General features: G+C 35.5%; 13 protein-coding genes. All 13 read right to left on the bottom strand.

The genetic code is table 11. The features are described 5' to 3' along the window. Positions 1 to 26: 26 nt before the first annotated feature. A complete protein-coding gene (locus CELAL_RS02140) occupies positions 27 to 1,910 on the bottom strand; it encodes an FG-GAP repeat domain-containing protein (protein WP_013549270.1) in 1,884 nt (627 codons plus the stop codon). Between the two features lie 36 nt (positions 1,911 to 1,946). Continuing rightward, positions 1,947 to 3,401, bottom strand: coding sequence for a sulfatase family protein (locus tag CELAL_RS02135; protein ID WP_013549269.1), 1,455 nt, complete (start codon positions 3,399 to 3,401; stop codon positions 1,947 to 1,949). A gap of 64 nt (positions 3,402 to 3,465) precedes the next feature. Next, positions 3,466 to 5,058: a sulfatase gene (locus tag CELAL_RS02130; protein WP_013549268.1), complete on the bottom strand. Its 1,593-nt coding sequence runs from the start codon at positions 5,056 to 5,058 to the stop codon at positions 3,466 to 3,468. Between the two features lie 6 nt (positions 5,059 to 5,064). Beyond that, a complete protein-coding gene (locus CELAL_RS02125; protein ID WP_013549267.1) occupies positions 5,065 to 6,720 on the bottom strand; it encodes a sulfatase in 1,656 nt (551 codons plus the stop codon). A gap of 868 nt (positions 6,721 to 7,588) precedes the next feature. Beyond that, the gene (locus CELAL_RS02120) at positions 7,589 to 9,577 is read right to left on the bottom strand and encodes a glycoside hydrolase family 127 protein (protein WP_013549266.1); all 1,989 of its coding nucleotides are present in this window, start codon (positions 9,575 to 9,577) and stop codon (positions 7,589 to 7,591) included. Positions 9,578 to 9,606: 29 nt separating this feature from the next. Beyond that, positions 9,607 to 11,091, bottom strand: coding sequence for a family 16 glycosylhydrolase (locus CELAL_RS02115; protein ID WP_013549265.1), 1,485 nt, complete (start codon positions 11,089 to 11,091; stop codon positions 9,607 to 9,609). A 19-nt stretch (positions 11,092 to 11,110) separates the two neighbouring features. Beyond that, a complete protein-coding gene (locus CELAL_RS02110) occupies positions 11,111 to 12,676 on the bottom strand; it encodes a sugar porter family MFS transporter (protein ID WP_013549264.1) in 1,566 nt (521 codons plus the stop codon). A 43-nt stretch (positions 12,677 to 12,719) separates the two neighbouring features. Continuing rightward, entirely contained in the window at positions 12,720 to 14,819 is a 2,100-nt protein-coding gene (locus tag CELAL_RS02105) for a glycoside hydrolase family 127 protein (RefSeq protein ID WP_013549263.1), read from the bottom strand. 28 nt (positions 14,820 to 14,847) lie between these two features. Further along, positions 14,848 to 16,263, bottom strand: coding sequence for a sulfatase-like hydrolase/transferase (locus tag CELAL_RS02100; protein ID WP_013549262.1), 1,416 nt, complete (start codon positions 16,261 to 16,263; stop codon positions 14,848 to 14,850). Between the two features lie 176 nt (positions 16,264 to 16,439). Next, positions 16,440 to 18,209, bottom strand: coding sequence for an arylsulfatase (locus CELAL_RS02095; RefSeq protein WP_013549261.1), 1,770 nt, complete (start codon positions 18,207 to 18,209; stop codon positions 16,440 to 16,442). 31 nt (positions 18,210 to 18,240) lie between these two features. Then, positions 18,241 to 19,398, bottom strand: a complete 1,158-nt coding sequence (locus tag CELAL_RS02090) for a mandelate racemase/muconate lactonizing enzyme family protein (protein WP_013549260.1) — start codon at positions 19,396 to 19,398, stop codon at positions 18,241 to 18,243. Between the two features lies 1 nt (position 19,399). After that, positions 19,400 to 20,689: an MFS transporter gene (locus CELAL_RS02085; RefSeq protein ID WP_013549259.1), complete on the bottom strand. Its 1,290-nt coding sequence runs from the start codon at positions 20,687 to 20,689 to the stop codon at positions 19,400 to 19,402. Between the two features lie 22 nt (positions 20,690 to 20,711). Further along, positions 20,712 to 21,035 carry a VOC family protein gene (locus tag CELAL_RS02080; RefSeq protein WP_013549258.1) on the bottom strand — a complete coding sequence of 108 codons (324 nt, stop codon included), beginning with the start codon at positions 21,033 to 21,035 and terminating at the stop codon, positions 20,712 to 20,714. Positions 21,036 to 21,040 lie beyond the last annotated feature (5 nt).

Raw genomic sequence — 21,040 nt, 5'->3', positions numbered from 1 at the left:
TTATGCATTTTTGGTTATTAAAAAGGCTATTTTTTTAATCCAAGACTAAGGGTAGTATTTAAATTAGGTACTTTCTCCTCAATAATTTCCCCATTCGTATAAGTAACTTTAATTGCTACAGGGCTTTTACATTTTCCTAATCCAAAATGCACCAAATTATTGAAGCTTTGTGAATAGGCATCACTTGTAGCTCCAATAATTTTGTTTTGTTGGCTTTTGCAATTTTTAATAGAAACCGATGCACCTAGTGCCGTTGCTTTTCCTGAAGGAGCGTTTTTTATATCTAAGACCAAAAATTGGTTCTCGGTATTTGTGTCAAAATTATTTTGAAATAAGTGCCATTTACCTCGGTCATTGCCCATGAGTAAGTCTACCATGCCATCATTGTTATAATCGAATGCTTCCACACTCATGCCAATAGCACCAAGTTCAGGAGCTAAAACTGTATGATGTTCTAGTTTTTTAAAACCTTTTTCTCCTTGGTTGAGGTAAATAATAGCTTTTATTCCGTGAATTAAATCCCCTCTGGGAATAATTACAATATCTTGATACCCATTATTATCTAGATCAGCTATGGTAATGCCATTGTTATGTTCTTCAAAATATAGGTTTTTATTTTTGGTGACATCGTAGAATTTTCCGTTCTTATTTTCTAGTAAAATGTCATTTGGTCCTTTTGGATGTTCATATTGTTTGTAGTGCTCCACACCGTGTATAATTCCGGTAGAAGGAGACCAAATAGAACCCGCTAGCATCCATTCTCGGTTACCAATATAGCCAATATAAGTGCCTTTATTTTCGTAGGTGTCAGGAAATCCTAAGGCGTCACTATTTACTAGTCGTATATCCCTGCCAGAATGTGTTTCGCCGGGGAATTTATATTCGTAGCCAGATTCTCCTATATATAACGTTTTTTGTGGCCATTGTGATTGTAAGTTCTCGATGTTTAAAACATCACCAACTTCTAATGGATCAAATTTAAATTCACCTCTTTTAGTATAAAATCCCCAAACTTTAGTGGTTGTATCATAAAAAGTTTCTCCGACCTCAAAATCTTTTCCTCTAGTTAGATATAAATCAAAATCACCATCATTATCAAAATCTATTTCTGCTATATCGGTAACTTCATCCATATCATTGCTAAGTACTTTTGAAGTAACATCTGTAAAGGTCAGATCTCCATTACCTTGGTATACTATTATATTTCCATTTCCATATAGTATAATGTCTTTTATGGCATCGTTATTAAAATCAGTAACTAAAGTCTTCTGTCCATCAGCTTTTATGGCAGGTAGGGTAGCGGCTTCCACCAATTGATGATTTTCATTGTTTTGGTAACTATAATTTTCACTTACTCCATTTTTTTTTGCGTCTGGAAAAGCAAAATTAAGTAGGTCTAAATCACCATCATTATCAGCATCTATAAACTTAACCGTTCTACCACGCATTAGTTTTAAAGGAACATCAAAATCAGGTACTGCAGTAAATGTTCGAGAAGCATCAACCCTGAAAATTTTAGAATTTCGAGCATTGCTACCAGAACCTCCGCCTCTAGCAATAATAACTTCTAAATTACCATCAAAATCAAAATCCCCTACAGCAATGCCATGCATATCTCCCATGATAAGATCGTATGGTTTTTCAAATGTGCCTTTATTATTCCATAGTACTTTAACACTAAAACCATGATCATTTAAAAGGATGTCCAAAAAGCCGTCACAATCTAAATCTGCAACAACTGGGGCTCCCCATTTTCTAAGATTTTTTTCTTCTTTAGGGAAGTCTTTAAAAACTTCTGAAAAAACCACTTTGTGATCATACTCTTGCGCATTAATTTCCTTAGTACAGAAAAAGGTTAATACGTTAACGAATAAGAAAAAGGATAATAATACTGTTTTTGAAGATGTCATATTTTTTACTAGAGATTTTAAATATTTTACGCAGATTTACTTTTGCTCAAGTTTAAAAGTATCATTGAATGTTGCCATAGTACTATCTTTCCACATCTGCTCTAAATACAGTGGGTCAAACCACAAGGGTTCCGTGTGTGTTTTACTCCATTTTTCTGTATCTGAAACTAATTTTTGTAAAATATCTGGATGCGCTGTACTGAGATCATTTTTTTCACTGATGTCTTCTGTAATGTGGAACAGTTTCCAAGGTTCTCTAAGAACTTTCACAGCTTTCCATTCATTTTGTCTTGCAGCAACATCAGTATACCCTTCACGATGACGCATCGCAAAAAGCGTTTCTTTATCATGCGGATTTGTTAGTGAAATAATAGCTTCCCATATGTTTTTACCATCAAGAATCTTATCACTTCCTATTTTAGCTTGACCTATATGTGCAATAGTGGGGTAAAGATCTAAGGCAGAAACTGGATAATCAAATTTTTGTCCTTTTTTAATTTTTTTAGGCCAATGGAAGAACATTGGAACGCGGAAACCACCTTCCCAGGTGTCTCCTTTTCTCCCGGTTAAGGGATAATTATTGGCACCATGTCCTGTATGCCCGCCGTTATCACTTAAAAATATAATAAGTGTGTTGTCAAACTGACCTGTTTTTTTTAGACTTGCTACAATTTCTCCCACACCACGGTCTACAGCATAAACCATAGCCGCATAGGTGCGTCTGTCTATATCTTCAATGTCTTTAAATTTTTCAAGATCTTTTTCTTTTGCTTCTAAAGGTACGTGTGGCGCGTTATAGGCTAAATATAAAAAGAAAGGTTTCTTTTTATCATGTGCTTCCTTTGTAAACCGAATTCCCTCTCTGGAAAGTACATCTGTTAGGTAATCATTTTCTTCAACAATAGCTCCGTTATGTTCCAGGGGAAGAACATAATCATTGATGTTTTTAGTGCCCATTTCTTTTTGGTGCTTGTATTGCAGTTTGTATTCTTCAGGAAAGTACTTATGTCCGCCTCCAAGAAAACCATAAAAGTCATTAAACCCTCTTTTATTAGGATGGTATTCAGCCGTTTCTCCTAAATGCCATTTACCAATAGCACCCGTATAGTACCCTGCTTTTTGCATAGGTACTCCCATAAATTTTTCTTCGACAGAAATTCCTTTACCTGTAGAAGCACCATTCGCGGGTAAATTAAATTGAGACCCCAAAGTATGTGGGTATCTACCTGTTAACAACGCAGCTCTACTTGGTCCGCAAAAAGGATGAGCAACATAAGCCGAAGTAAAAATAGTTCCATCCTGAGCTAATTGATCAAGGTTTGGAGTGGTTATATCTGTTGATCCATTAAAGCCAACATCATTATACCCTAAATCATCACATAGGATAAGTAGAATATTTGGTTGTTCTGTCTGACTTTGAGCATTAATGCAACTGCTAAAAAGTACAACAGCGCTTACTAAGGCACAACTAATTTTTATTATTTTTTTCATTACTGAATAGGATTATTAAGCTGATATTTTATTTTAATAAGGGATACTATTTATCTCTTTAAAACTATTTTTTTAGAATTTTTTTTACAATTTTCGGATGTTCTTCGGCGATATTGTTTTTTTCAAATGGATCATTTTTATGATCATATAATTCTGTAAAAATGGTTTGTCCTGAAAGTTTGGTCCTGTCTCTCCAAGTTATTAAACGGTATCGTTTTGTTCTAATAGCATATCCCATAAGATTATTTTCAAACAAATCTCGATTCCATTGCTTGCCCATTTGATTTTTGATCTTAATTTCAACTTCTTCTAATAAGGGACCAAAATAGGTTTCTCTCATTGCGGGTCTAAGTGGGTAAGCACCCCATTCTCTAAGCGCTGGGCTCGGGAATTGGCTTAATGCTTTTTTCTTCCATTTTTTATTGGGATTCTTGAGAAGGGGAGCAAAACTTTTACCATCTAAATTGGATGGAATTTCAATGCCTGCCAATTCACATAAACTAGGATAAATATCTACAAGCTCTACAAGTGCATTGGTTTTTATTCCTTTATTTCTTGCAGGTAAATTTGGAGCCGATATAATCAGAGGAACTCTAGTGGCAATCTCGTAATTTGTCGCTTTTCCCCAAATACCCATTTCACCAAGATGCCAACCATGATCACTCCATACTATTATAATGGTGTTATCTCGAATACCAGCCTCATCTAATGCCGTAATCATTCTACCCAATTGTGCATCAACATAGCTGATACAAGCTAAATAGGCGTGTTTTAGTTTCCTAGCGAGTTTTTCATCTATAGGTCCATTTTTTGGTATTCCAGAACGTACGCGTAATTCAAAAGAAGGTTGAAGCCCTACTGCGGCACCATTTTCTGGTGCATCTATTAGCGTAGTGAGTGGTATTTGGCTTTCATCATATAAATCCCAATATTTTTTTGGAGCTACCCAGTTTAAATGAGGTTTGTTAAAACCGAGACCAAGGAAAAAAGGCTTGTCACTTTCCTTTAGCATTTGTTTCATGGTCTCTATGGCTAAATCTGTATTGTACCCGTCAATATAGGTGTTGTCAGGAACATCTGCAGACTCATATGCCGGTCCCATCGCTAAACCATATTTAGCTACATCCCCATATTTATCGAACATTTCTTTTCGAGTATCTTCTTGAATTTTTTGATTCTCAGCGAGGGCAAACCCTTTTACGTTACCACTTAGTTCTTTTTTAAGTTGTGGTGTACTCCATGATAATTCATCTTCATCACCATGATGAAATATTTTACCGTAATAAACGGTCTCATAACCATTAGAAATAAAGTGCTGTGGAATGGTAACTACTTCTGGATTCTTTTCTCTGAAGCGAATGTAATTATGAAAAACACCACTCGTTTCTGGACGTAATCCTGTCATTACACTAGCTCTTGAAGGTCCGCAAATGGCTTGCTGGCAATAGGCCTTATTAAACTGTAAACCTTGACTAGCCAATTTATCTATATTCGGACTTACGGCAATTTCTGAGCCATAAGTTCCTAATTCCGGACGAAGGTCATCTATTGCTATAAATAGGATATTTGGTTTTTTCTTTGTCGGTTGATTTTGAGCATGGAACTGATAAGAAATAAAAACTAGAAATAAGAACGCTATTTTACATCGTTTAAACATAAAGATCTAGTTACTTGAAGTTGATAAATTACCTTGCCAACCTTTATTCAATTGAACCAAAAGCGATGCCACTAATTCTGGATTTTCTTTTGCAATATTTATGGTTTCAGAAGGATCTGTTTGGTGATTGAATAACTCAACAAAAATAGGTTCTGCATCTTTTTTAGTGTAGTCTTTCCATACAATAAACCTGTAGTCTTTTGTACGCATAGAATAGCCCATTAATCTATTTTCAAATAAATCTCTGTCCCAAGTATCACCTTGTTGTTTAATAATACGTTCTTCTACTTTTTCTATTAACGGACCAAAATAAGTCTCTCGCATTCCTTTTGATAATGGGTTTGCTGCCCATTCTCGTAATGCGGGTGTAGGGAATTGGCTAAATGCCGCTTTTTTCCATTCCAAATCAGGGTTTTTTAAAAGCGGAGCAAAGCTTTGACCTTCTACCGTTTCTGGAATAGAAACCCCTGTTAATTCGCATAGGGTTGGATACATATCTACCAGTTCTACTAATGCATCTGTTTTTCTACCTCTATTTTCTTTTGCCATTTCTGGACTCCAAACAATTAAGGGAACTCGTGTAGCTATTTCATAATTGGTGGCTTTTCCCCAAATACCCATATCGCCTAAGTGCCAACCGTGATCACTCCAAAGTACAATAATAGTATTGTCACGGATACCAGCCTCGTCTAAGGCGTCAATCATTCTTCCTATTTGTGCGTCTACATAGCTTACACATGCTAAATAGGCATGCTTTAATTGTATGGCTTGTTCATCACTTATTTCTCCCGCATTAGGAATATTAGCTCGTGCTCTTAATTCAAACGAAGCGTGTAACCCCATTTCAGCACCATCTTTTGGACCTGTTGTTTCTTTCGCTAATTTAATGTCTTTATCATCATATAAATCCCAATACTTTTTTGGTGCTACCCAGTCTAAGTGTGGTTTTAGAAATCCTAATCCTAAGAAGAAAGGCTTATCACCTTCTTTAACCATATCTTTTAAGGTAGCTATTGCTAAATCGGTATTGTAGCCATCTTCGTATTCATTATCGGGTAAGTCTACGAATTCATATGCTGGACCGCGGCCTAAACCACTTTTTAAAGATTCTTTCCCATACTTTTTAGCCATCTCGGCACTATTGCTTTTATAAAGTTCTTGGTTTTCAACAAGTTTAAACCCCCCTGGAGTTCTAGGTGCTTTAGTACTTATGCTATTAGGATCTGCTTTTCTGCTCCATGATAAAGCAGCATCAGTATATCCTGGATGAAAAATTTTACCCGTATACACGGTTTCATAACCATTTGCGCGTAAATGCTGAGGTAGGGTTTCAATATCTGGATTTAAATCACGGAAATAGGAGTAGTTTTCAATTACTCGTAAGGTTTCTGGTCGTGCTCCTGTCATCACACTAGCCCTTGATGGGCTGCAAATTGCTTCTTGACAATACGCATTATTAAATAGTAAACCGTCTGCGGCTAATGCATCTATATTTGGGCTGATGGCTATATCAGAACCGTAAGCACCCAATTCAGGTCTCAAGTCATCAATGGCAATAAAAAGAATATTGGGTTGCTTTTTAATTTCCTCTTTTTTGACTTCATTTTCTTTGCAACTGCTTACGATTGCTAGAAGGATAAAAAATTTTAGATACTTTGTCATGTTTGTAAAAATTGAATAGTAGTCAAAATAAATCAATTTTAAGTATAAAGACTTCTTATCATTTAACCTATTATCGCACTATTTTACCCTAATTATATAGAATCTTAGTATTTGTTGGGTAATAGAAATGATTAGTTGCTTTAAGTAAGGGCCTACTATCTCTGTCTATTTTGATAAATAAAAGTTTATATTCTGATAGAAATGGGGAAGTACAGTACTCAATGATTTAAAAATGCTGTTGTTGGGCTTTCTATTTACCATATCTTATTTCAAATTAAATTTAATCCTACTAATATATGGTTAAACTTAAATGAACAGAAGCGTATATTAAGTACAGGTAAGTGAAGATCTGTCACTACTTTTGGCTGCAGGAGGTATTATATATTTTACGGGTTTCAAATTGGGATGAGGTAAAGGTTTGTGTGGTGTAGGTATGGTTTAACCCATCAACTAGCATAGGAAGTAGAGATTTACGTTTTAGATTATATCTTATGAGTACTAATTGTATAGAAGATATTGAAAATGACCATAAATAGGATACAGCTCATTTATAATATGTTTTGAAAATAGTAACAAAAAAATGCAGACAGGATTAAAATTTACCAGCAGATAATGCCACATGCACCTAATCTTTATGTTAAAATAGTAGTGAATAATAAATAGTTGGGGGGATAGGGGAGTCTGTTAGCTATACTTACAACTGCGATTATCAATGTTAGTGGTAAAGCATAGAGTAAAGGGTTTAAGAATTTACTTTTGATGGACTATAGTTTTGTTTAAATAATAAAACTTGCTCATAAAATAACCACTACATTTTTTAATTTGTAGTGGTTATTAAAATAAAGCTTAATTAAACTTACTCAATTTATTATTCCCAGACTACGGGCATAAATACAGTCATTTCTGCTTGACCTCTATTACTCCATGCAAAATAGGGTACAAGTTGTGTTTTGTAAGATTCAAATTCTGGTTTTTGAACCGTTCTGTACATGCTTTCACTTTTATCTTTTCGTATTAATAGCTCTCCTTGTAACGTTGTTATACCGCCTAAAAAATCAGGTTTATGCGTAGCTTCTAAGGAGGCATTTTTATTAAAATACACGTCTAGAATACTCGTATGTTTGGGTAAATCTGGAGATTCTATACAGTATACAATAGGACCTCTTTTTACGGCGATTTGATTTCTAACTTCTTCAATTCTTGGATGGCCTTCTATAATTTGAACATCCATAGGCATGTCTAACACAAGCAAATCTCCTTTTTTCCAATTTTTGTTAATAATGGCATATTTTCCAGCCGTAACTGGGGCATCAGTTTTAGTGCCATTAATAGTTAATGTTGCTCCAGTAGCCCAAGAAGGGATTCTAACTAAAATATCGAAAGCAGTATCTTTACATTCTTCGATAGTTAATTTTACTAAGCCTTTCCAAGGGTATTCCGTATCTTGATGTATCACCAAACTAGAGCCGTCTGCTAACGTTGTTTTTAGTACACTACTGCCAAATAAATTTAGAGCAATACCATTTTTTGCTATACTATACGTCCACCCAGAAACCTGCGCAATGGTACGCACTAAATTAGGAGGGCAGCAAAAGCAACTTAAATAAGGTTCTCTATTGGGTGTCTCGGTAACATTTTCATGCGCATCGTAATCTCGAGTGTTGTTTAACATTCTTAATGGATTAGCGTAGAAGTATGAATTACCTTCAATACTAATTCCAGATAGTGCACTATTGTAGAGTACAAGCTCCATAATATCTGCATATTTAGATGCTCCATGGAGTCCTAACATTCTATAACTAAACATGGCATTACAAATATTTGCGCACGTCTCATTATACGCTGTCATGTTTGGCATCATATATTCATTAATGAAGCCTTCTTCAATCATATCTAAATTAGTCGAAGCCCCGTAATGGGCTTGACCAACAGCTCCAGTAAGGTACATTTTTTTCTGAGTTACATTTTCCCAAAGTCGGTCTAAAGCTTTTATTAAAGCTTCTTCGCCAGTTTCAGCGGCTACATCAGCAGCACCTGCATAGAAATATAAAGCAAGAACTGCATGACCAACAGCTTCAGTAGATTCACGTAAAGGAGTACGTTCTTGAACCATATCTCCAATAGGGTAGCCAATGGTAGTATCATTATGTTCTACGGCATAGACACCTCTATTGTTTATAAAACGTTCTGCAAGGGCCAAATACTTTTTATCTTCCGTAGTTCTGTATAATTCTACCAATCCCATTATTTGCGTTTGATTAAAACCAAACCGACCATAATGTTTAGTTTCAGGCATAAAAATGGTATGTAATAAATCTGCGTGCTTGATAGCAATGTCTAAAAAAGTACGTTGCTCAGTCACTCGAAAATGTACACAAGCTGTAATCAATAGATGCCCTGTATTGTACATCTCATGGTACTTCCTATTTTCGTAACGATCTACTTCTGGTCGCAGTTGTATTTGTGTTTGTAGGTATCCATCTGCTTCTTGAGCTTTGGCGATTATACGGATATAGTGGTCTATTTCTTCAAGTATTTTAATGTCTTTATTTTGTGCATACACGTAAATTTTGGCTTCTATAAATTTATAGAAATCACCATCGTGCCAAAACATTCCTTTGTGTTCTCCCTCTTTTTCGCCAGCTGCAATTTTAAAATTGTTTAAAGCATGCCCTATATCACCACAGAGCACCTCACCCATATATGGTACCATAATATCTTCACAGGTTTTAAATTTTTCTGCCCAAAAACCATTGGTCCATTGGCAATCTGTAAGATTGATGTTTTTTAGTTGTACAAATGGGCTTGCAGAATTATCTATACTTGAGACGGTAGATTTTTTCATGGTGGTATTCATAAATACTAGATTATATATTTTTAAATAGCTTACTTTTTAATTTTTATGTCATCAATAAGGAATTTCGCTGCTTTTGTAGCAGGGAGGTCTTCTTTTTTAATTTCGATAATCATTTGATCTTCTTTTTTAGAGGCCTGTGTTCTGTTTATTTTTGCAGATACCGTTATCCATTCACGTCTGGCCAATTTATTAAGATCAGAAAAAACCACTTTTACATTGGGGTTGGTTAAGGTAACATGAATTTTATCGGTTACACGACCTTGATCTAACCAAACTTTCATAGAAACTTCTAATGCTCCAGCGGGTAACTTGAGCGCACCTTCTGGGCTAATAATTTTGACAGTATCTACATTTAATGAGTCATTTTTTCCATAGCCTGTAAATTTCAAACTATTTACGCCAGAAGCATAATCGCCATGAACAATGCTTAGATAAGTAGCAGATGAGTCGTCTATAGACCAAAATTTTTGATAATCATTAGGGGTAGAGTCTTCAGGAACCATTTTTAGAGGTCTTGGGTTTTCCTCAAATAAAATGGGGCCTTCAAAGCCAAAAAATGCAGGAGCTAACAAGTTGTCTGTAGGTTTTTGCCATACACGCATGTAGTCAATCTCAAAATCTACAGGAAGCTCCTCTTTGTGAGGAAGTCCTAACCATTTGAAAATTTCTGAATCTAACCAGATTTCCATCGGGTTATTTAATACCCAATCTGTCCCTACTTGGTCTTGGGTAAAATGATGTACCAATTTACCATCAATAAATAATTTAAGAAAGTCTTTCCCCCATTCAGCACCATACACATGAAAATCATCTGCAGTTCTAAAAGGTAACTCTTCTATATGGTTAAATACTTTAGTAGGTCTTACTGCAGGTGGACTCCAATCGTGAGCTGTAGCCAGATACGAATTAGCCTTTATATTCCCATCTATTTTTGGGTTTCCCATAAGTTCATAGACATCTAACTCTTGTTCATATCCAATGGCCCAGAAGGCACCTGTTATGGCAGCATTACCTTGTTTAGATTTTACTTCCATATATCCATTTAAGAAACGTTTTTTTCCTACAATACCAGCTGTAGTTATTGGTAATGATTCTCCTTCAAAAACGCCATAGGTATCATTATTACTACCATCTGCGTAGCTCTCGTTAGCAAAAGGATAATCAGGTTCCCATTGAGTGCGTAATTTTAGAATACCATCTTCTACGCGTACGTTATGGGGTGCAAATTGAGAAGGGGCTCTGCCTTTCCAAATGTAGTAATCTCCATTCTGACCTTCTACAAACCATTTTGTGGTATCTATTTCTGTGCCTTCAAACTCATCACTAACCTCTTTATTCAGCATCCAATTCCCTTCATTATTGGGATCAGAAAAAGGATATGCGTTTGATGCATTATTCTTCTTATTCAATTTTTCTTTTGCAGCCTTGGCGCTTTTTTTTTGAGCATGGTTTTCTGAGGTACAAAGCAGAACACAAACTATAAATAGTAGTTTATAAATTTTGAAGTATTTCATGAGTATTTTTTGAGAATGTTTATTTATTTTGAAGTTTTAATTGAATTTCTTCAATGGTCATATTTTTGGTTTCAATCAGATATTTAAAAAGAATCACTAAGCCAATTGCTACAGTTATCGCATAAAACAAAAGGGTGTTGCTTATTCCCATGGTATCTAATTGCCATGGAAAGAATTTCTGTACTAAATAGCTAACTATACTTGTTACAAGCGTAAAGAACGGGATTGCAATACCTCTTAAGGAGATTGGGAAAATCTCTGAAAAGAGCACCCACATTACAGGGCCTACAGAAAAGTGAAAAGCAGCAATGAAACTTAAAATTCCTATTAAGATTAATACTGCATTAATATCTGCAGACTGTTGTAGTAATAAGCTTGCATATTCTCTAGAATCATTATCACCTAAAGTAGTTTTTAAAGCTTCTTTAAATGCAATATCAGAACCATACTCAATCCCTATTATTGGATTAAGTCGCTCTACGTTGGGTATTGCCTTCATTTCAACAATGGCCTCAGAAGAGATCGTATAGCTTGCTGTTTTAAATCCGTAAAAACAAATGCCTAGACTTAAAATAATCCAAGCCATTCCCCAAATTATAAGAGGTCTACGTCCTAATTTATCTACTAATAGTAAACCTAAAATAGTAAAAACAACGCTAGTTAAGCCAATCCAAATTGCTTGCATGAATGCAGCATCTGTGCCAATACCTAATTGTTCAAAAACGGTTGGAGCATAAAATAGTATAGCATTTATACCTGTAGATTGCTGTGCTATAGCTATCGTCATTGCAATAATCATTGTAACACGCATTGGCTTACTGAATATTGCTTTTAATTGTAATACCGCAGAATGATTGTGATTTCCAGTATCCATAGTGTGCTGCATTTCTATAATTTGGATCTGAGCTTCTTCTTCTGGAATAATTTTTCTTAATGTATTCTTTGCTTCCTCTTGCTTACCTTGATAAACCAGCCATGCCGGACTTCTTGGAATAAAAAATAATAGTAGTAACCATACCAAAGCAGGTATTATTTCTGAACCAAGCATCCATCGCCATGTATGTTGATCTACGCCCCAATTAATGACCCAAGTGGCATTGAGATCTATAGACTGTATGATGATATAATTAATGAAATAGGCAGCAGATAAACCAAATACAATATTAATTTGAGTCATAGAGACTAGTTTGCCTCTCCATTTTGGTGGAGCTATTTCGCCAATGTACATAGAGGCTAATGATATAGAACTAAATGCTAAACCCCCTAAAAAACGAGCAATAACTAGGGTCCAATAGTTTGGAGCAAAAGTAGATCCTATGGCAGAAATTAGATAAAGTGCCGCAACGATTTGTAATGTTTTTTTTCTTCCTAAAGAATTACAAGCATAACCTGCAATGGGTAAAGCAATTAAAACACCCAGTCCAGGAGCACTCACTACAGTACCTAATTCTAATGCTGTTAAACCAAATTCTTTAGTAATGAAATTTATGGTTCCTGATATAAGGGCAGCATCTAATCCAAAAATAAAACCACCAATAGCAACAATGGTAGAGTAGGTGTATGCATTTCTTTTAAATGAATTCATAAATCTATTGGTTTAAATGTTTTTTTTCGTATTACTGTTCAATCTATTTTTGCTCCCATACAACAGGTAAGAATACAGACATTTCTGTCTCTTCATTACTTCTGTTTGACCACGTAAAGTAAGGTATGAATGTCGTTTTAAAAGTTGTCCATTCTGGATGTTCTATTTTTTGATACATCGCATCATCAGCATTATGTTCTTTACGTAATAATACCTCTCCGGATATAGTGGACACTCCTCCTAAAAAATCTGGATGAAAATCAGATTTTAATTGTTTTGTATCTCCTTTGATATACACATCTAATATGCTGCTTTCCGCTGGTAAATCTACAGATTCTAAGCAATATACTACAGGACCTCTTTTTATTGCCACCTGATTTCTTACTTCTTCTATACGACCATGACCTTCAATGAAATTGATAGCTAAAGGCAAGTCTAAGCGAATAGTGTCATTGGCTTTCCAAGTTCGGTTTAATGTAGCATAGGTTCCTGGAGTAGCAAGGATTTCAGACTCTTTACCATTGATCATTATTTTAGAACCTTCTGCCCATTCCGGAATTCTCAAAAGAATGTCAAAAGCATCACTTCTGCATGCTTCAATAGTAATTTCAACATCACCTTCCCAAGGATATTTTGTTTCTTGTTTTAGTTTAAGTGAAGAGCCGTCATTTAAAGTAGTCGCTAATTTATTTCCCCCATATAAATTAACAGCGATTCCATTTTCAGATTTGCTGTAGGCCCAACCAGATACTTGAGCAATAGTGCGTACTAAATTTGGCGGACAACAAAAGCATTCTAAATAATCTTGTCGCACAGGAAACTCGGTATTCATCTTATCATAGTCTCGTGAACCGTGAACAGTACGTAGTGGGTTGGCATAATAGTACCTGTCTCCTTCAATATTAATTCCAGAAAGCGCACTGTTGTACAATACCGTCTCCATTACATCGGCATATTTAGATTCACCGTGAAGTCCTAACATTCTATAGCTGAACATAGAATTACAGATATTTGCACAAGTTTCATTATAGGCCGTGGTGTTAGGCATCATATATTCATTAATAAAACCTTCTTCTATTTTATCTCTATTGGTTGATGCACCGTAATGTGCTTGACCTACAGCACCAGTTACATACATTTTTTTCAGTGCAACATTCATCCATAGTTTGTCTAAAGCATCTATTAAAGCTTGCTCACCGGTTTCTGCATAAACATCTGCAGCTCCTGCATAGTAGTATAAAGCTAAAACGGCATGACCAACAGCTTCATCAGATTCGCGAAGCGGGGTACGTTCTTGAACCATGTCGCCTATAGGATACCCTTTCGTTTCAGGAGTCTCTTTAACCTCATATTTACCTCTATTGTTGATGAATTGCTCTGCTAAATCTAGATATTTTTTGTTTTTAGTTGTTCTGTATAATTCTACCAGCCCCATGATTTGAGTTTGATTAAAACCAAATCTGCCATAGCGCGAATCATCCGTCATGAATAAAGAATACATCAGGTCAGCATGTTTAATAGCAATATCTAAAAAATTGGTTTGTCCTGTAATGCGATAATGGATGCATGCACTAGTAAGTAAGTGTCCTGAATTATACATTTCATGATACTTTCTATTTTCATAGGGCTTCCGGTCAGCATACAACTGAATTTGAGTTTGAAGGTACCCATTCTCTTTTTGGGCTTTTCCGATAATTAAAATGTAATCGTCTATTTCTTTGCGAAGATTTTCATCTTTATTTTGCCCGTAAACATACATGATAGCTTCCATAAATTTATAGAAGTCGCCATCATGCCAATGCATGCCCTTGTGTTCACCTTCTTTTAATCCTGCAGCTATTTTAAAATTATTAAGCGCATGACCCTTATCACCCGTTAGTAAACTCCTCATGTAAGGAATCATTTTGGTTTCAGCAGTTTTAAATTTTTCTGCCCAAAAACCTTCCGTCCATTGGCACTCGCCAAAATCTATACTTTTGAACTTTACATGAGGACTATTGGTATTATTTAAAATGCCCTTACCGTTATCTAATGCTAAAGTTGATGCTGTTACTGTAGTATTTGAAGCTACTGTATCTTTTACCTCTTGTTTGCACGAAATAAAAAATAATCCCAGTGTTAATAGTGCTTGTATCCTTCTCATTTTGGAAACTTTTAGTTTGGTTTAGTCGTTAATATTTTAAAAGATTTGGTCTCTCTTTTTGAATTAAAGCAGGCGTTCTGTAGCGATCCATACGTTCAATATCATAGTTTTCAAAACTTCGTTTTAACATCCATAATGGACGCTCTAAAGTAGATTCCCATTCAAACATTTTTTTAAACATGCTTTTAACACGTTCTGGATTAGTAGCCGCTAAATCATCTTGTTCTGTTATGTCTTTAGACAAATCATAAAGCTCTGCGGGTCTATCGGCAAACCGAATTAGTTTCCAATCTCCTTCTCTAAAGGCTAAGCGTACTTCTTTTTTCCAAAATAGAGTTTGATGGGGTCTCTCCTTAATTTCTCCTGAAATGTAGGGCATAAGGTTTATACCATCTATCTCTTGTAAATCTTTGGTATTACCACCACCGGCGGCGTAAAAAGTTGGTAATAAATCCATGGTGCTAATCGGAAAGGTATAGGTTGTTTTTGGTTGAATGTGCTTTGGCCAACTCATTAAAAAGGGAACTCTAATTCCGCCTTCCAAATGGTTAGATTTTGTGCCACTTAAAGGTAAATTTAAAGAGGCATTTTTATCTGTTGGTCCACCATTATCATTAGAAAATACTATGATTGTGTTTTTATCTAAGCCGAGTTGTTTCAGTTTGTCGAGCACCCGACCACAAGCTCTATCTAATGCTAATGTCATTGCAGCCAATTCTTTACGTTTACCCGTTAAGTTTGGAAATTGATTTAAATCTTCTTTCGTAGCTTCCATCGGGGTATGTACTGCATTAAACGCTAAGTAAATAAAGAAAGGATTCTTTTTATTTTTTTCTATAAATGAAATTGCTTCATCTGCAAGAGCATCGGTGACATATTCTTGAGGTTCTTCAAAGTTACCAAAACCTCGTTCCATTTTAGTGTCATGGTGAGCTGAGGAAGCTACATCATACCCAAAATAGCTGCGAGCACCACCTCTAAATCCGTAAAATTCATCAAAACCTCTGTTCATTGGATGAAATCTATCTGCATTACCCAAGTGCCATTTTCCATACATTGCGGTATTGTAGCCTAACTTTTTTAAATAATCTCCTATAGTTAATTGATCAAGAGGTAGCCCCATGTCATCTGCAAGAAACTTTGAGTTTTCACTCATATAACCGGGTACATTAATCTCTTCGTAGCCAAAACGTTGTTGGTATTTTCCAGTGATTAGACCTGCTCTTGAAGGACCACAAGTGGCATCTGTAACATAGCCCTGAGTGAATTTGACACCGGAGTTGGCAAGCTTATCCAAATTTGGCGTTTTCATCTCTGTGCTACCTTGAAATCCGAAGTCTGCAAATCCAGCATCATCTGAAAACAAGAAAATAATGTTTGGTTTTTCTTGCGCGGAACTTATGCTGAAACAGCAAATAGAAAGAAATAGTATTAGAGTCTTCATTTTTAAATTATTAATTTTAATTCTTGTTTATTGAGTTATTATCAATAAAAACAAGGAATAGATACAAATTAATAAAAAATAAAGTGAAGAAGTTCGACTGATTTTATCCAGTTATAGCACTATTTTATCCATGTAAGAGGAGAAGTGTTGCTTATTTAGCTATTTTTAAGTTGAAATTAGGGTAAAACATCAATTCTTTTTATAGTCACAAATAGTGGACCAGTGGCTAAACGGTTGCTTTTGAAAAATGCTTGAAAATTTCCGACACCGCTTGGCAAAGAAATATTTTTAAAGATAATTTGTTTTTGACCTTTTATAATAGCGAGTGTTTTGTGTACATTTTGGTACTTAATATGGGCTAAACCATCAGCTATTACTTCAGGTAAATCCATACTAATGTCATAGATGCCAGCTTCTGTTCTAACACGCCAAAAGCCAAGTTCATTTTCAGAGATTACACGTGGGCCACCCCAATCAAATCTAGAAAGGTTTACTTCTGGTGTTGCTGTTTCTCCCAAATATATCCGTTGTATGCCTTTAGCGTCTCGCTCTTGGGTAACTTCATCAAACCAATTTTCATACTTAGCTAATAAATCTTCAACAATTTCAGGATACTTCTTGGCTAAATCTATTCGTTCGCTTGGATCTTCCTCAATATTATAAAGTTCTAGATTTGATAGTACTTCTTTTAGTTGATCATCTTTAGGTTGATATAAAATTCCGTGAGGAAAATCGTTTGGACTAACTAATTTGTAGGTTTGAGTACGTACCGTAAAATGCATATATTTAAAAGGGGTTGGTCCATAATGCATTTGGACTATAAATTCTCTTCCTTGTAAACTATCAGCATCATCATTTTTCCAAAGAGGTAATAATGATTTACCATCTAATTGTAATGCATCGGGTAATGGTACCTTTGCAATATCTAAAATGGTAGGTAAAATATCCATTACCGTCCCCATAGTTTTTGATTTTACATTTTTTTTAAAATGATTGGGCCATTTTACGAAGAAAGGAACGCGGATACCAGCATCATACACGCTCGTTTTTGTTCCCCTTAAATTGGCAACCCAACGTCCTGGATAGACATCATTTTTTGTTCTTCTTTGTCTAGGACCATTGTCAGAAAGAAAAATAACAATCGTATTATCTTCTATTCCTAATTGTTTCAGTTTGGCTAAAACTCTACCTACATTACCGTCAATATTGTCAATCATTCCGTAGGTAAGGGCGTTGTCTTCATGGAGTCCCATTTTTCTATATGGTTCTGCTTTTTCATCGGGTACTTGAAGCGGAAAATGCGGCAAGTTTGTAGCTAAATATGCAAAAAACGGTTTATCATTTTTTGCACTTATAAAATCTAGTGTAGCATCAGTGAAAATGTCATCACAATATCCTTTGTATTTTTTAGATACATTATTATGTTCTAACACAGGATCAAAATAAGTATTACCAGCTGGCCCTGCAGCTTGTCCAATTCCGCCTCCTTTGTGCACCAATGCTTCTTGAAAACCTTGATCGGTAGGACGCATAGGATTATTATCACCCAAATGCCATTTACCAAAAATACCCGTTCGATACCCATTATTGCTAAGTATTTCTGCAATGGTAACTTCCGATGTATTCATAAAATGATCTACTTGAGTAACAGCTGTAACCCCTGTACGGTAAGGGTATCGACCAGTTAACAATGCTGCTCTAGAGGCAGAACAGTTTGGATAGGCAATAAAACTTTCCATTTCTATACCTTGTTTGGCAATAGCCTCAATATGTCGTGTTTTTAAATACGGATTGCCGTGCATGCCAATATCTCCATAACCCTGATCATCTGTCATCATAATAATAACATTCGGTCTTTTTTGAGCGGTAATAGCTTTATGGTTAAATGGATTTACTAGTAAAAAAAGTAAAGCAATTAATAGTCGAATTTTAGGTATAATTTCCATTAGATTAGGTTATATTACGTTACAGTTTTGTTTACCAGTTGGTATAAGACCCATCTTTTCTTTTTAAACGAGGGGTTTCTACGGGTACAAATTTATGGTTGAGTGCTAATTCTTCATTAAACTCTACTCCTAAACCAGGTGTTGTGGGCAACAGATAGCGAGCGCCCTCTAATATTGGTTGTATAGGGTAGAAATCAGGACTGTTCGTACCCGCTTGTTCTGCTGGGGTATTAATTTCTTCTAACCAATTGAAGTTAGGACAAGCGGCTGCCATGTGTATAGATGCCGCTGTACAGATAGGACCTAACGGGTTGTGTGGCATTAAGTCTATATAATGAGCTTCGGCAATTGCGGCGACTTTCATAGCTTCGGTTAATCCGCCGACATTGCATACATCAACTCTTGCAAACTGGGTAAGTCCTTTTTCTAAATAAGGTAAAAACTGCCATTTACTAGCAAACTCTTCGCCTATAGCAAAAGGAATATCTATCATTTTACGTAAAGTTTCATAGGCATTGGGTTTTTCGTCTCTAATGGGTTCCTCAATAAAATCTAGAGTTCCAGCCGGCATACGTTGTATAAAAGAAACTGTTTCTGCAACAGATAATCTATGATGATAGTCTATCCCAATTGTGGGAGCAGAACCAATTTCTTTACGTAATTCTGAAACCCAGTTTGCAATTTTCACAATAGATGCTCTTGGCTCAAAAGTGGCATGAGAATCTTGTTCATACTCAGCAGGAGCAAGTCGTAACACATTCCATCCTTCAGCAATTAGAATTTTTGCTCTGGTAAATAATTCTTCTTTAGAGGTAAAGCGTAATGAAGCAAAACAATCTATATAATCTCTTTGTTTTCCTCCCAAAAGCTCATAGACAGGAACTCCTAACTTTTTACCTTTTATATCATGCAAAGCAATATCTATAGCCGAAATAGCAGCGGTTAAAACCCTACCACCTTCAAAATATTGCCCTCTATACAAGTCCTGCCAAATGGCGCCAATGTTATTAGGGTCTTTACCAATTAAACTCGTTTTAAAATGCTCAATTGCACCTATTACTGCTAATTCTCTCCCAGATAAACCAGAAGTCCCGTAGCCATAAATACCTTTATTGGTTTCTACTTTTACCACTAATTGACTACCGAAACCTACATTAATCGGGTATGTTTTTATGTCTGATATTTTCATTTTATTTCTTTTTTATTTCATCAACCCTTTCAACCTTACCTACAATAAATAAGAATGATAAAAATCCTATTAGGGTCATTGCTCCTATAAAATATAATGCGGGACTAAAGTCACCATCCTTTACGAGGATTCCTATTACAAACGGCACAACAACAGCAGATAAGCCACCTGCTAAATTAAAAACGCCTCCTATTAAACCTACTAAGCGTTTTGGAGCTAATAAGGATACGAAAACCCAAGTGATAGATGCTAAACCATTTCCGAAAAAGGCTATAGCTAAAAATAAAATAATGTAAAAAGTACTGTCAGTAAAGTTGGCGCCAATGATAGTCGTAGAAAGTAAAAGTCCGATTAGCACAGGTGTTTTTCGTGCAAATTCTTTTGTTTTTCCTTTTTTTATTAAATAATCTGATGTGAAACCAGAAAGTAAAACACCACAAAAAGCGGCTAAAAAAGGTAAAGAGGTTAAAAATCCAGATTTAATAAAATCTAAGCCGCGGTATTCTACCAAATAGGTAGGGAACCACGTTAGAAAGAATATAGATACTGAGCCTACACAAAATTGTCCTAAATAAACCCCCCATAATTTCTTGTATTTGAATGCCTCTGCTAAATCAGACCAATTGATTTTTGTTTTAGTTTCTGAATTAGAACCATTTGCTAAACCACCACCTTTTTGGATATGGTCTAATTCTTCTCTATTTACTGTTTTATGCGTGTCTGGATCTCTGTAAATAAAATACCAAATAAACGCCCAAATAATACCGATTACCCCAGAGACTACGAGTAATCCTCGCCAACCTAATTTATCTTGTATGAATGCCAGTATAGGAAATAAAAATGCTAAACCTATAAATTGACCAGAGGTGTAAATGGCTATTGCGGATGCTCTTTCTTCTTCTGGAAACCATTTAGTTACGATGGCATTATTTGCAGGGTAAGACGGGGCTTCAAATACACCAATACTAGCTCTTAAGCCTAATAAAACAGAAAAAGAGTTTACAAAACCTTGAAGTAAGGTAGCAATAGACCAACAAAATAGCATTACAGCATACAAAACACGTAATCTAATTTTATCAACAATAAGACCGCCAGGAATTTGCAATGCAACATAAGTCCATCCAAATGCGGAAAAAATAAGCCCCATTTGCACTGTACTAAGCTCTAAAGATTCACTAATTGCGGAAGCAGCAACAGATATATTGGTTCTGTCTAAATAATTAATTACAACCGTGCCAAATATCAAGGCCAGAATATTATATCTTTTTTTAGTTGGGCTAAGGTTGGTCATTTTTTAATTTTTTAAATATCCTTTATGCGTCTTTTATCTCCATAAACTCTACAGGAGCACCGTTGTGTTTTATAAAAGCTACGCGCACGCCTTCGCCAGGAGAAAAAGTATCCACTAAAATATCTTTGCCTTGTAAAGCATCTTCCATATTATCTACAAAGTAAGCTACGTGTGGTATGGTGCGTATTAACTCTGGCATTGGACTGTCAGTATCAAATTTTACCCATTCTATATTGTACTCGTCTTTATCAAACGCTGTGTAATGTATTTTTCCAGGTTCGTAAAAACCATCCCACGCTTTTTCTTCAGTTGTAGGTATGCCGATATGGCTAAATTCGTAGTTCATACTAG

Origin of the sequence: Cellulophaga algicola DSM 14237, assembly GCF_000186265.1 — a bacterium.
Classification (GTDB): domain Bacteria; phylum Bacteroidota; class Bacteroidia; order Flavobacteriales; family Flavobacteriaceae; genus Cellulophaga; species Cellulophaga algicola.
Note: the sequence above shows the minus strand (reverse complement) of the source record. Positions and strands in the feature narration are given on the sequence as shown.